The 11,918-nt window shown below is 65.1% G+C and carries 13 protein-coding genes; 5 read left to right on the forward strand and 8 right to left on the reverse strand.

Translation table 11 applies throughout. The annotated features are described in order from the left end of the window. The 5 genes from ABZD10_RS08595 to ABZD10_RS08615 all read right to left on the reverse strand — a co-directional run. A partial coding sequence (locus ABZD10_RS08595) for an aldehyde dehydrogenase family protein (protein WP_372885822.1) occupies positions 1 to 833 on the reverse strand: 833 nt, incomplete at its 3' end. A 119-nt stretch (positions 834 to 952) separates the two neighbouring features. Next, positions 953 to 2,140 (reverse strand): cytochrome P450, encoded by a 1,188-nt coding sequence (locus tag ABZD10_RS08600; protein ID WP_372885823.1) that lies wholly within the window; start codon positions 2,138 to 2,140, stop codon positions 953 to 955. A gap of 9 nt (positions 2,141 to 2,149) precedes the next feature. Continuing rightward, on the reverse strand, positions 2,150 to 3,502 hold the full coding sequence (locus ABZD10_RS08605; protein ID WP_372885824.1) for a TRAP transporter large permease: 1,353 nt from the start codon (positions 3,500 to 3,502) through the stop codon (positions 2,150 to 2,152). Further along, complete coding sequence (locus ABZD10_RS08610; RefSeq protein ID WP_372885825.1) at positions 3,499 to 4,005, reverse strand: TRAP transporter small permease; 507 nt, start codon at positions 4,003 to 4,005, stop codon at positions 3,499 to 3,501. The genes ABZD10_RS08605 and ABZD10_RS08610 overlap by 4 nt, the downstream gene beginning before the upstream one ends. Before the next feature lie 66 nt (positions 4,006 to 4,071). Then, positions 4,072 to 5,094 (reverse strand): TRAP transporter substrate-binding protein, encoded by a 1,023-nt coding sequence (locus ABZD10_RS08615; protein WP_372885826.1) that lies wholly within the window; start codon positions 5,092 to 5,094, stop codon positions 4,072 to 4,074. 312 nt (positions 5,095 to 5,406) lie between these two features. Between ABZD10_RS08615 and paaG the strand changes: the two genes are divergently transcribed. The 4 genes from paaG to ABZD10_RS08635 are packed head-to-tail and all read left to right on the forward strand — an operon-like array spanning position 5,407 to position 8,561. Beyond that, entirely contained in the window at positions 5,407 to 6,192 is a 786-nt protein-coding gene (gene paaG, locus ABZD10_RS08620; RefSeq protein WP_372885827.1) for a 2-(1,2-epoxy-1,2-dihydrophenyl)acetyl-CoA isomerase PaaG, read from the forward strand. Between the two features lie 14 nt (positions 6,193 to 6,206). Continuing rightward, positions 6,207 to 6,632, forward strand: coding sequence for a hydroxyphenylacetyl-CoA thioesterase PaaI (gene paaI, locus ABZD10_RS08625; protein ID WP_372885835.1), 426 nt, complete (start codon positions 6,207 to 6,209; stop codon positions 6,630 to 6,632). An 18-nt stretch (positions 6,633 to 6,650) separates the two neighbouring features. Beyond that, positions 6,651 to 7,961, forward strand: coding sequence for a phenylacetate--CoA ligase PaaK (gene paaK / locus ABZD10_RS08630; protein ID WP_372885828.1), 1,311 nt, complete (start codon positions 6,651 to 6,653; stop codon positions 7,959 to 7,961). A gap of 3 nt (positions 7,962 to 7,964) precedes the next feature. Beyond that, positions 7,965 to 8,561, forward strand: coding sequence for a TetR/AcrR family transcriptional regulator (locus ABZD10_RS08635; RefSeq protein WP_372885830.1), 597 nt, complete (start codon positions 7,965 to 7,967; stop codon positions 8,559 to 8,561). Between the two features lie 49 nt (positions 8,562 to 8,610). Here the strand turns inward: ABZD10_RS08635 and ABZD10_RS08640 are convergent, their stop codons facing one another. After that, positions 8,611 to 9,672, reverse strand: coding sequence for a Glu/Leu/Phe/Val dehydrogenase (locus tag ABZD10_RS08640; protein WP_372885831.1), 1,062 nt, complete (start codon positions 9,670 to 9,672; stop codon positions 8,611 to 8,613). 129 nt (positions 9,673 to 9,801) lie between these two features. Between ABZD10_RS08640 and ABZD10_RS08645 the strand changes: the two genes are divergently transcribed. Beyond that, entirely contained in the window at positions 9,802 to 10,260 is a 459-nt protein-coding gene (locus ABZD10_RS08645) for an Lrp/AsnC family transcriptional regulator (RefSeq protein WP_372885832.1), read from the forward strand. An 87-nt stretch (positions 10,261 to 10,347) separates the two neighbouring features. Here ABZD10_RS08645 and ABZD10_RS08650 read toward each other — a convergent pair whose 3' ends face one another. Then, positions 10,348 to 11,103: a Phenylacetic acid catabolic protein gene (locus tag ABZD10_RS08650; protein WP_372885833.1), complete on the reverse strand. Its 756-nt coding sequence runs from the start codon at positions 11,101 to 11,103 to the stop codon at positions 10,348 to 10,350. A 12-nt stretch (positions 11,104 to 11,115) separates the two neighbouring features. After that, positions 11,116 to 11,918: 2Fe-2S iron-sulfur cluster-binding protein (locus tag ABZD10_RS08655; RefSeq protein WP_372885834.1), on the reverse strand; the 803-nt coding region annotated here is incomplete at its 5' end.

Raw genomic sequence — 11,918 nt, forward strand, 5'->3', positions numbered from 1 at the left:
AACTCGGGCGTGCCCGGCTCGGCATCGGGGCCAAGGATCGAGGCGTTGAGACTGTCCTGTTCGGCGACGAAACGCACCGAGTTTTCCATCAGGATCGGGTTCGAACGCAGTTTCAGCGCCGTGTCGGCCGAGCCGGTGAAGCTGACCACATCCTGCATGCCGAGGCGGTCGAGCATGTCGCCGAGACCGCCCGAAACCAGTTGCACCGCGCCCTCGGGCAGAATGCCCGACGCGAGCATCAGGCGCACGCAAAGCTCGGTCACGTAGCAGGAGTTGGTCGCCGGTTTCACGATCGCCGGCACGCCGGCGAGCAGGGTCGGTGCCAGTTTTTCCAGCATGCCCCAGACCGGGAAATTGAAGGCGTTGATATGCACCGCGACACCTTGCAGCGGGGTGCAGATATGCTGGCCGAGGAAGGTGCCGTTGCGGCTCAGCTGTTCGACCTCGCCATCCAGATAGACATGGGCGTCGGGCATTTCGCGGCGGCCCTTGGAGGCAAAGACCAGCATGGTGCCGATGCCGCCATCGATGTCGATCATGTGGTCGCTTTGCGTGGCGCCGGTGTTGAACGACAGCTCGTACATGGCCTTGCGATGCTCGCGCAGGTGCAGCGCCAGCGCCTTCAGCATACGGGCGCGGTCGTGGAAGGTCAGCTTGCGCAGGGCCGGGCCGCCGACGTTGCGGGCGTGGTCGAGCATGGCCTGCACGTCGAGATCGTTGTTGCCGGCGCTGGCGATCACCTCGCCGGTGATGGCGCTGGCGATGTTGCGGGCGCCGGCGCCGGGCGCGATCCACGCGCCTGCGGCAAAGCTGGAAACCTGTTGGATGGTCATCTTGTTCTCCTCGTGGTGCCGCCTCGGGCGACTCGCGACTGCGGTGTTCGCAGGCAGTTTATTACGCGACCGAACGGTCGGTCAATAACCGGAGGCGAGAAAGCCGCCCCGGTAAGAGGTCAGCCAAGCCGGGCGGGCAGGCTGGCAAAGCCGCGGAACCTGAGGCGGCCGCCGCGCCGGGCGCCGGGCAGGATGTCGTAATCGGGATAGCGTTCGAGGAACCGGCCCACGGCGATGCGCCCCTCCATGCGGGCCAGGGTCAGGCCGACGCAGGTATGGGCGCCGCCGGCAAAGGCCAGATGCTTGTTGGGGCGCCGGTCGAGGATCATCTCGTCAGGGTTTTCGAAAACCTCAGGGTCGCGATTGGCGCCGCCCATGCACAGGTGAATGTCGGTGCCCGCCGGGATGGTCAGCCCATGCAGGGTGATCTCGGCGGTGGTCAGCCGGTTGCCGAACTGGTTGGGGCTTTCCATGCGCAGGAATTCATCCACGGCTGTGGTGATCAGCTCTGGCTGGGCGATCAGCTGTGCGCGTTTCTCCGGGAAGCGCCCCAGCAATTCCAGCGCATTGCCGATCAGGTTGGTGGTGGTTTCATGCCCGGCGTTGAGGATGAAAATGCAGTTCTGATACAGCTCGACCTCGGTGAGGTGCTCGCCCTCGGTATGGATCAGCCGGGTCAGCACATCGACCTCGGGGTCCAGAGGGTTGGCCTTGCGGTCCTCGATGATGCCGCGCAGGAAGGCTTTGAAATCAACAACAGACTGGTTGCCCAAAGCCTCTTGCTCGGGCGTCAGGCGCGGTTCCAGCGCGCCAAGAATGGCCAGCGACCAGTCGCGCAGGGGATCGCGCAACTCGCGCGGAATGCCCAGAAGGTTGCCGATGACTTCAATCGGGATCGCCCCGGCAAAGGCCTCGATCAGCTCGACCTGCGCCCGTCCCTGCATCTGGTCGAGCAGATCCGAGACCAGCGTTTCCAGCCCCGGTTCCATCTGCGCCAGGGCGCGCGGGTTCATCGCCCCGACCATGACCTTGCGCACCCGCGTGTGCAGCGGCGGGTCATTGAACACCAGCGAATTGGTGTGGTGTTCGTAAAGCGGCGATGTGACCCCGTATTTGGGGCCGAACACCGCCTTCTTGTCCGAAATGAAAGTGGCGGTGTCGCGATAGATCCGGTCCAGATCCGCATAGCGCGACAGGATCACGCTGCCATCGGGTTGACGGCAGGCCGGCGCCTCTTCCCGCAGCCGGCGGTAATGCGGGTAGGGGTCGTCGTGGAACCCGTCGGGAAGCTGCGTCAGATCGAACATATTTGCCCCTTAATGCCCCATGGCCCCCATCTGTTCCGGCAGCACCAGCACCACCCAGGGCACCAGCACGATCAGCGCCAGCCGGAAGATATCGGCAATCCAGAACGGCGTGACCCCCTTGAAGATGGTGCCGGTCGACACGTCGCCCACAACACCTTTCAGAATGAACACGTTGAGCCCCACCGGCGGTGTAATCAAGGAAATCTCGGTCACCACCACGACGACAATGCCGAACCAGATCGGATCATAGCCCAGCGAGGTCACCAGCGGAAAGAAGATCGGCACCGTCAACAGCAGCATCGACAGCGATTCGAAGACGCAGCCGAGGATGATATAGATGCCGAGGATCATCAGGATGACCACGAAACTGGGCACGTCATAGGCGGTGACCATGGCGATCAGCGCCTCGGGCAGACCGGCGAGGTTGATGAAGTTGGAAAAGACCTGCGCCCCGATCAGCACCGAGAACAGGGCGGCGGCGGTAAAGCTGGTTTCCTTCAGCACCTCGAAGGTCGACTTGACCGTCAACCCGCCACGCGACAGGGCGATCAGAAAGGCGCCCATGGCGCCCATGCCGGCGGCCTCGGTGGGCGAGAAGGTGAGGTTCAGCGGGTGGAAGTCGAAGGCGCCGTAAAGCCCGCCGATGACCAGGAAGAACAGCAAAAGCACCGCCCAGACCGATTTCAGCGCCAAAAGACGCGTGCCCCAGCCGGCGCGGGTCCCGGCGGGTCCCGACGCGGGGTTGCGCCAGACGGTCCAGCGCACGGCGAAGAGATAGAACAGGATGCCGAGGGCGCCGGGCAGGATGCCGGCCATGAACAGCTTGCCGATCGAGGTCTCGGTCAGCAGCCCATAGATCACCAGGATCACCGAGGGCGGGATCAGGATGCCCAGCGTGCCGCCCGCCGCGATCGAGGCGGTGGACAATTCGTCGGAATAGCCATAGCGGCGCATTTCCGGCATCGCCACTTTCGACATGGTGGCGGCGGTGGCCAGCGACGATCCGCAGATCGCCGAGAAGCCGCCGCAGGCGGCGACGGTGGCCATGGCGATACCGCCGCGCATATGCCCCAGAAAGGCGTTGGAGACGGCGTAAAGCTCTTTGGCCATGCCGCCCTTGTTGACGAACAGCCCCATGAGGATGAACAGCGGCACAACCGACAGGCCGTAGTCCTGCGCGGTGTCGGTGATCTGGCGGCCGACCATCGACATCGCGGCCTTCATGCCGCGCTCGGACAGGATCGAGCCGCCGCGCTCATGGGCGAAGCCCAGCGTGCCGACGAGCCCCATGGCAAAGACGATGGGCAGGCGCAGCAACACCAGAAGAAGAACGATGGCAAAGCCGATCAGGGCAGCGGTCATGGGTGGCGCTCCGAAAGAAGATGGGGGGCGAAGAGGTGCAACAGGCCGGTTACGATCATGGCGAGGGCGGCGATGGCGGTGAACAGGGTGATGAACCAGCCGACGTAGAACTGCGGGATGCTGAGATATTCGGTGACGTCGCCGTAATCGCGGGCGCGTTCGGCCAGCACCCAGACCCGCTTGGCGGGCCAGATCAGCATCACCCCCGAGCCAAGGAACACCAGCCCGTCACGCAGGCGGCTGAGGCGGTAGCGGGCGAAGAACCCGTCGGTGAGGTCGACCGCGATATGATCGGCGCGGGCCGAGATCACCGGCAGCACGGCAAAGACCAGCACCGCCATCAGGATCCGCGTCAGTTCTGTCGCGGCCTCGATCGGCGCGTTGAACAGCGAGCGCAGGATCACGTCGCAGAAGGTCATGACCATGAGGAGGAACAGCGCCGCACAGGCGACCAGAACCGGGATGTCGCTCAGTCGGCGGATGAAATGAAGCAGCACGGCCATGGGCGGACCTTTCCTCGAACCTTGGGGGTGGCCCGGCGACGGGTGCCGCCGGGCCGGAGGCGGGGCTTATTGCGCCGCCAGCTCTGCTTTGATCATGTCATAGGCGGCCTGACCGTCGACACCGGCGGCGGTGACCTCGGCGATGACCTTGGTGCGCACATCGGCGGCGATGACATTGAACTTCTCGAGATCGGCGGCCGAGGCCGGGTTGATGGCATTGCCCTCAGCACCCTCGGTGGCGCTGCGGCCGATGCTGTCGATCTGGTCCCAGATCTTGCCGATCTCGCGGCTCAGCGGTTCGCCGAAGACCTTCTCGTCCAGCGCCGCCTGAAGGTCGGCCGGCAGATCGGCGAAAGTGTCTTCGTTCATGATGAAGGCGAAAGAGCCGCGATAAAGGCCGCCGGGCACTTCGTAGACGTTCTTGGCGACTTCGGTCAGCTTGAAGCCCTTGCGCGATTCGAAGGGCATGACGACGCCGTCGGCGGCGTTCGAGGCCAGGGTCTCGTAGACCTTGGGCGCCGGAACCGCGATGCCGGTGGCCCCTAGCGCGGTCCCGACGTCACCGCCGACACCGCCGGGAATGCGGACCTTGAGGCCGGCGATCTGTTCCATCGCGGTCACCGAGGCGTTGGAATGCAGCTGGGCCGGGCCGTGGGTGTGCAGGGCGATGACCTTGACGCCACGATGCTCGTCGGCGGCGGCGAGGTGCTTTTCATAGGTGCGCCAGTAGGCCACCGAGGCGGCCTCGGCCGAGCCTTCGTAGCCCGGCAGCTCGATCATCTTGGTGGTGACGAAACGGCCTGCCTGATAGCCGTGGAAGATGATCGAGGCATCGGCCGCGCCATCCATGATGAGGTCCATCTGGGCCGGCGGCGGGGCGAGGCCCAGTTTCAGCTCGGCCGTCACCTGCCCGCCGGTGGCCTCTTCGACCATCTCGACGAACTTGGGCCACATCATGGCGTTGATGCCATGGGTCGGCGGCGCCCAGCTGGAGATCGTCAGCGTGTAATCCGCTGCCGACACCGCGGCACCGGTCACCGCCAGCGCGGCCCCCGCCAGAAGCGAAGTGAGTTTCGAGAATTTAACCATGTGGTCCTCCCATTAGCAGGTTAATAGTGAATGTGTTAAGTAAGGGATTTGTAACCATCAACACCCCGGTTCATTTTTCGAGCCGCGGCAGTCCGGTCGGGCCTGTCAGGTGTCGGGTGCGAGATCGGGGGCGGTCGTTTCAGACTCCGGGCCATGCGCAAGCGTATGGTCGCGGCGCGGGAAATCGCTTTCGAACAGGGTAGGCATGGTCGTCGGCTCCGGGGTTTTCAGAATCAATCTTCGCAAGCTTTATTGACCAACCGTTCGGTTTATGCAAGATGGGTGTGGAAATTTTCGAAACGTGAGGGCGCCATGAGCGATACGATTCTTGCGCAGGATCACGGGAATTGGGTTGAGATCACTCTCAACCGTCCCGACCGGCTGAATTCATTCAACGACGAGATGCATCTGGCCCTGCGGGCCGAGATCGAGCGCGCGCGCGACACGGGCAAGCGGGCGATCCTGCTGACCGGGGCCGGGCGCGGTTTCTGCGCCGGGCAGGATCTTGGCGACCGGGACCCTTCGAAGATGGATGGCCCGCCCGACCTCGGTCACACGGTGCGCAGCTTTTATGCGCCGCTGGTCAACCTGATCCGGTCGCTGGAGTTCCCGGTGATCTGCGCCGTCAACGGCGTCGCCGCCGGGGCCGGGGCCAATCTGGCGCTGGCCTGCGACATGGTGTTTGCCGCCGAAAGCGCCAAGTTCATCCAGTCCTTTTCCAAGGTCGGGCTGATCCCCGACACCGGCGGCAGCTGGCATCTGCCGCGCCTGCTGGGCGAGGCGCGGGCCAAGGGGCTGGCCTTTACCGCGATGCCGCTTTCGGCGCAGCAGGCCGAAGACTGGGGGCTGATCTGGAAGGCCCTGCCCGACGCGGCGCTGATGGCGGAATGCCGCAAGATGGCCGAGCAGCTGGCCAACGGGCCGACGCTGGGGCTGGGGCTGACCAAACACTGCATTCAGGCCGCCGCCGTGGACAGCCTGCGGGAGCATCTGGAATTGGAGGCCGATGCCATGAAGACCTGTGGCGAAAGCGCCGATTACGCCGAGGGCGTGTCGGCTTTTCTCGAGAAACGCGCGCCGGTGTTCAAGGGACAATGACGATGACCATGACCATGACGCCGAAGGAACGCGCAAGGCGCGCGGCCGAAGCGATGATGAACGGCGATCTGGCTTCGCGCTCGGTCGGGATCACCCTGGTCGATGTCGACGAAGGCACCGCGACCATGCAGATGACCGTCACCCAGCATCATTGCAACGGTCACGGCGTCTGCCATGGCGGCATGTCCTTCACCCTGGCCGACACCGCCTTTGCCTTTGCCTGCAACAGCCGCAACCAGTCGACGCTGGCCCAGCACAACACCATCACCTATCTCGCCCCCGGCCGGCTGGGCGATGTGCTGACGGCGGTCGCCACCGAGGTCAACCTCGCTGGCCGCAACGGCATGTATGACGTCACCGTCACCAATCAGGACGGCACCAAGATCGCGGAGTTCCGGGGCATCTCCCGCGCGATCAAGGGCCGGCTTTTCGAAGAATAACCCGCCAAGGACCGGATCATGAAAGACCTTACCCCGAACAAAGCAGACCTGGATCCGATCGAGATCGCCTCGATCGACGAGATACGAAACCTGCAATTCGAGCGCCTGAAATGGTCGCTGCGCCATGCCTATGACAAGGTGCCGATGTACCGCAAACGCTTTGACGAGGCCGGTGTGCACCCGGATGATTTCAAGGAGTTGAAGGATCTCGCCAAGTTCCCCTTTACCTACAAGAACGACCTGCGCGACAACTATCCCTTTGGTCTTTTTGCGGTGCCGCGCCAAGAGATCATCCGCGTCCATGCCTCGTCGGGAACCACCGGCAAGCCGACCGTGGTCGGCTATACCAAGGGGGACATCGACGTCTGGGCCGATGTGCTGGCGCGGAGCCTGCGGGCCAGCGGGCTGCGCCGGGGCGACATGGTGCACAACGCCTATGGCTATGGTCTGTTCACCGGCGGTCTGGGCGCGCATTACGGCATCGAGCGGCTCGGCGCCACGGTGGTGCCGATGGGCGGCGGGCAGACCGAGAAACAGGTCGGGCTGATCACCGATTTCAAACCCGACGGGATCATGGTCACGCCGTCCTACATGCTCAATATCCTCGAAGGCTTCCGCAAGGCCGGGCTGGATCCGCGCGCCTCGTCGCTGAAGGTCGGGGTGTTCGGCGCCGAGCCCTGGACCAACGCCATGCGGCTCGAGGTCGAAGAAGCCTTCGACATGCATGCGGTCGACATCTACGGCCTGTCCGAGATCATGGGGCCGGGGGTGGCCAATGAATGTGTGGAAACCAAGGACGGGCTGCATGTCTGGGAGGATCACTTCTACCCCGAGATCATCAACCCGGCGACCGGCGAGGTGGTCGAGGACGGCGAAGAGGGCGAGCTGGTCTTCACCACGCTGACCAAGGAAGGCATGCCGATGATCCGCTATCGCACCCGCGACCTGACCACCCTGTTGCCGGGCACGGCGCGCTCGATGCGGCGGATGGCCAAGATCACCGGGCGCAGCGACGACATGATCATCCTGCGCGGCGTCAATGTCTTTCCGACCCAGATCGAAGAGCAGGTCATGGCCACCGGCGGCCTTGCGCCGCACTTCCAGATCGAGCTCTACAAGTCGGGGCGGATGGACGCGATGCGGGTCTTTGTCGAGGCCAGCCCGGATGCCACCGACAGCCTGTCCAAGACCGCGGCGGCGCGGATGCTGACCAAGCACGTCAAGGACATGGTCGGGGTCTCGGTCGAGGTGATCGTCGGCGATCCGGGCGATGTCGCCCGTTCACAAGGCAAGGCGGTTCGTGTTATCGACAGCCGCAACAAGGAGTAAGCTTTGGCCCGCACGATTGCAAAAGACCACGACCAGAAGCGCGACCAGATTCTGAAGAACGCGGCCAAGGTGTTCGCCACCGAGGGGTTCGACCGCGCCTCGATGGCGCTGCTGGCGCGGGAATGCGGCATCTCGAAGGCCAATATCTACCATTACTACGACAGCAAGGACGCGTTGCTGTTCGACATTCTGGAAACCTATCTGCGCGAGCTGCGCGACCGGATCTGCGGCATCGAGATCGCCGGCATGGCGCCCGATGGGCAGCTTTTGGCGGTGGTCGCCGAGACCCTGCGCGCCTATCAGGGGGCGGACCACGAGCATCAGGTGCAGATCGGCTCGATGTCGGCCCTGCCCGAGGATCAGCAGAAGCTGCTGCGCGGTTATCAGCGCGACATGGTCAACTTCGTCTCCGATGTGGTGAAGGCCAATGCGCCGCAGGTCTTCGACGGCGACGCAGCCAAGCTGCGGGCCGCGACGATGTCGGTCTTCGGCATGCTGAACTGGTACTACATGTGGAACACCGGCGCCGGCAGCGCCGCGCGCGAGGACTATGCGCGCACCGTGACCCGGCTGACGCTGGGCGGGCTCGGGGCGCTCTGACGCCCTGTCACGGCCCCGGCGGCATGGCGCTGCCGGGGCCGCAGGTCGTTCAGGCGGCGCGGGGCGCCAGAAGCTCGTCGACGATCTCGGCGGCGACGTCATTGGGGCTGCAATCGCGTTTGGCGGCCCGGGTCAGGATGCGGTCGAGCGTGTCGTCCAGCGCGGCGAGCTTTTCCTCGACAAAGCCTTCACGGTCGGAAATTCCGAGAATCTCGGTCGCGACATTGATGATGCCGCCGGCATTGGCGACGTAATCCGGCGCATAGAGGATGCCGCGCCGGTGCAGGCGGGCGCCGTCGGCCTCGGTGGCAAGCTGGTTGTTGGCGCCGCCGCAGACCGCGGCCACGTCGAGCGCCGCGATGCTGGCTTCGTTGAGCACCGCGCCGATGGCGCAGGGGGCCAGGATGTCGGCCTTGACCGAGAGAATGCCCACAGGGTCCGCCGCCTCGGCGTCGAAGGTGGCGACCGCCTCGGCGACCCGGCCCTCGTCGATATCGGCGAGGATCAGCTTGGCGCCGGCCTCGTGCAACATGCGGCACAGATGGGCGCCGACATGGCCCAGCCCCTGCACCGCGACGCGGCGGCCTTGCAGGTCGCTGCTGCCGAAACGGTGCCGGGCGGTGGTGAGGATCGAGCGGAAGATGCCGCGCGCGGTGATCGGCGAGGGGTCGCCGCTGGCGAATTCGCCGTCGGCAAGGCCGGCCACGTAACGGGTCTCGCGGGCCAGAACCGCCATGTCGGCCGGGGTCATGCCCATGTCTTCGGCGGTCCAGTATTGCCCGTCGAGCGTGTCGATTGCCCGTCCGAAGGCGGCGAGCAGTTCCGGCGTCTTGATGCGCGCCGGGTCGCCGATGATGACCGCCTTGCCGCCGCCCAGCGGCAGACCGGCGGCGGCGTTCTTGTAGGTCATGCCGCGCGACAGGCGCAGCACGTCCTCGACCGCCTCGTCCTCGGTGGCATAGGGGCGCATGCGCAGGCCGCCGGCCGCCGGTCCGAGGGCGGTGGAATGCACCGCGATGAAGCCGAGCAGGCCGCTTGGCTTGTGGGCCACGCGCAGCACGGTCTCGTGCCCGGGCGCGAATACTTTGCTTATATCCAAATCTGTGGGCATGTCTGATCCTCCTGCCTGTGGTCCCAGAATGCCAGAAGGGGTCGAGCGGAATTCTCCAAATATGCGCGCTGGACTTCAAATTTTTGGAGCTTTGCCCTAATATGCTGGCAGGTTTTGGAGGAAGCCCCCATGGATGCGATAGACCACAGAATCATCCGCGCACTTCAGAAAGATGGGCGCATGAAGATTGCCGACCTTGCCGAAGAGGTCGGCCTGTCGGCGACGCCCTGCGCGCGGCGGCTGGAGCGGCTCCAGTCCGAGGGGGTCATCACCGGCTATTCGGCGCGGGTCGATGCCGACAAGCTGGGCCTGCCGGTGACGGTCTTTGTCTCGGTCGAACTGGAGCAGCAGGCGCGCGGCGGGGTGGATGCCTTCGAACGGGCGATCGGCGCCTTCGACGAGGTGATGGAATGCCACCTGATGACCGGATCGCGCGATATCCTGCTGCGGGTGGTGGTGGCCGATCTCGCCGCCTTCGACCGCTTTCTCGAGACCCGGCTGATGAACGTGCCCGGCATCCGCAACATGCGCTCGAATTTCGCCCTGCGCGCCATGGTGCGGCGCGAGGTTCTGCCGGCGGCGCCATGAAACGGGGCCCTGCGACAGGCAAAGCGCCCCGCGACAGGGGGCGCTTGCGGTGTCATGCCGGTTTCGGGTGCCGGCGCGCGGGCCGGTTCAGCCCGCCTTGAGGCCCAGCCGGTCGAGAACCGCCCCGGCCTCGGCTTCCCAGCGGGCCTTGAGCTCGGCATTGCCGCTGCGCCGCAGCCCCATCGCCCTGAGGCTTTCGGCCTTGGCCGAATCCGAGGCGCCGAAAGAGGCGGCGACCCGCGGCCACCAGTAGTCGATGCTGGCCTGGAGGCCGGCGGCGTCGCCCTCGGCCAGCTTGGCCAGCCCCTCCTCGGCCAGTTCGGCATGGCGCGCCTCGACCGGGGCGATGGCGCGGAAGGCCTCGGCCAGGGGCTGGTAGGAGACCAGCGAGAACTCGGCCATCTGCACCGCCACGGCGCGGCCCATCAAGAGGTTCATCACCACCGCGTCGGACCAGCCGTCGAGCGGGTAGTTGAACACCGCCAGGCGCATGTCGTGATCGCTGCGGCTGGCGCCGATGTCGGCATCGCGATCCAGCCGCGCGGTCCAGGGGTGGTGGGTGGCATAGCGGTCGCCGTCGACGCCGAACTCGCTCATGATCTTCAGCACCCGGTCGGCATTGTCGGTCTTTTCCAGGACGATCTTGGCCGCTGCGATGCGTTCCTTGATGCCGGGGCCGGCGTTGATCACATCGGCGAAACCGGCGGCACCGGCCAGTTCGGAATCGACGAAGGTGGTCATCAGCTTCATCAGCTCGGCGCGGTAGCGCGGCGGCACGTTGCTGGGGTTGGTCAGGACACCGCCCTGGGCGAGATAGCTTTCGATGCTCATGTCTTCGGCCATGATGGATGCTCCTTACTGGTCAAAATCGACGACGACGGTGTCGGTCACGGGGTAGGATTGGCAGGAAAGCACATAGCCCTTCTCGACCTCGTAATCCTCGAGCGCGTGGTTGGCGACCATCTCGACCTCGCCCTCGATCACCTTGCAGCGGCAGGTCGAACAGACCCCGGCCTTGCAGGCATAGGGGGCGTCCATCCTGTTGCCGAGCGCGGCGTCGAGAATGGTTTCGTCCTTGGGCATCTGGATGGTCTGGGTCGCGCCGTCCAGCGTGATCGCGGCGCTGGCCTGGTTGGCGCCCGAGGCGGTGCCCTTGCTGACCGCCTTTTTCTTGGCGCGGCCCGGCTGCGACGAGGCAAAGAGTTCGAACTTGATCTGCGCGTCGTCCAGCCCGGCCTTGCGCAGCGCGGCGGCAATGCCCAGCATCATCGGCTCGGGGCCGCAGATAAAGGCGGTGTCGACCGAGGCGATGTCGATCCAGCCGGTGTCGAACAGCTGGGCGCATTTCTCTTCGGTCACCAGCCCGGTGAAGAGGTCGATCTCCTGGGCGTCGGCTTCCAGAACGTGGATCACGTTGAAACGGCCCATATGGGTGTTTTTCAGGTCTTCCAGCTCTTCGCGGAACATGATCGTGTTCACGCCCTTGTTGGCATAGACCAGCGTGAAGGTCGATTTGGGCTCGGCCGCCAGCGTGGTCTTGATGATCGACAACACCGGGGTGATGCCGGAGCCGCCGGCAAATCCGAGATAGGTTTTTTCATTGGCGGCGTCGAGCGCGGTGAAGAAGCCCCCCATCGGCGGCATTGCTTGCAGCGTCT

This window comes from Shimia sp., assembly GCF_041624275.1.
In the GTDB taxonomy this organism is placed as follows: Bacteria; Pseudomonadota; Alphaproteobacteria; order Rhodobacterales; family Rhodobacteraceae; genus Shimia.

What these genes read in the sequence shown, in the direction of transcription:
- ABZD10_RS08600 (WP_372885823.1), bottom strand. Translation starts at nt 2,140, where the DNA reads ATGTTCGATCTGACGCAGCTTCCCGACGGGTTCCACGACGACCCCTAC.
- ABZD10_RS08605 (WP_372885824.1), bottom strand. Translation starts at nt 3,502, where the DNA reads ATGACCGCTGCCCTGATCGGCTTTGCCATCGTTCTTCTTCTGGTGTTG.
- ABZD10_RS08610 (WP_372885825.1), bottom strand. Translation starts at nt 4,005, where the DNA reads ATGGCCGTGCTGCTTCATTTCATCCGCCGACTGAGCGACATCCCGGTT.
- ABZD10_RS08615 (WP_372885826.1), bottom strand. Translation starts at nt 5,094, where the DNA reads ATGGTTAAATTCTCGAAACTCACTTCGCTTCTGGCGGGGGCCGCGCTG.
- paaG (WP_372885827.1), top strand. Translation starts at nt 5,407, where the DNA reads ATGAGCGATACGATTCTTGCGCAGGATCACGGGAATTGGGTTGAGATC.
- paaI (WP_372885835.1), top strand. Translation starts at nt 6,207, where the DNA reads ATGACGCCGAAGGAACGCGCAAGGCGCGCGGCCGAAGCGATGATGAAC.
- paaK (WP_372885828.1), top strand. Translation starts at nt 6,651, where the DNA reads ATGAAAGACCTTACCCCGAACAAAGCAGACCTGGATCCGATCGAGATC.
- ABZD10_RS08640 (WP_372885831.1), bottom strand. Translation starts at nt 9,672, where the DNA reads ATGCCCACAGATTTGGATATAAGCAAAGTATTCGCGCCCGGGCACGAG.
- ABZD10_RS08645 (WP_372885832.1), top strand. Translation starts at nt 9,802, where the DNA reads ATGGATGCGATAGACCACAGAATCATCCGCGCACTTCAGAAAGATGGG.
- ABZD10_RS08650 (WP_372885833.1), bottom strand. Translation starts at nt 11,103, where the DNA reads ATGGCCGAAGACATGAGCATCGAAAGCTATCTCGCCCAGGGCGGTGTC.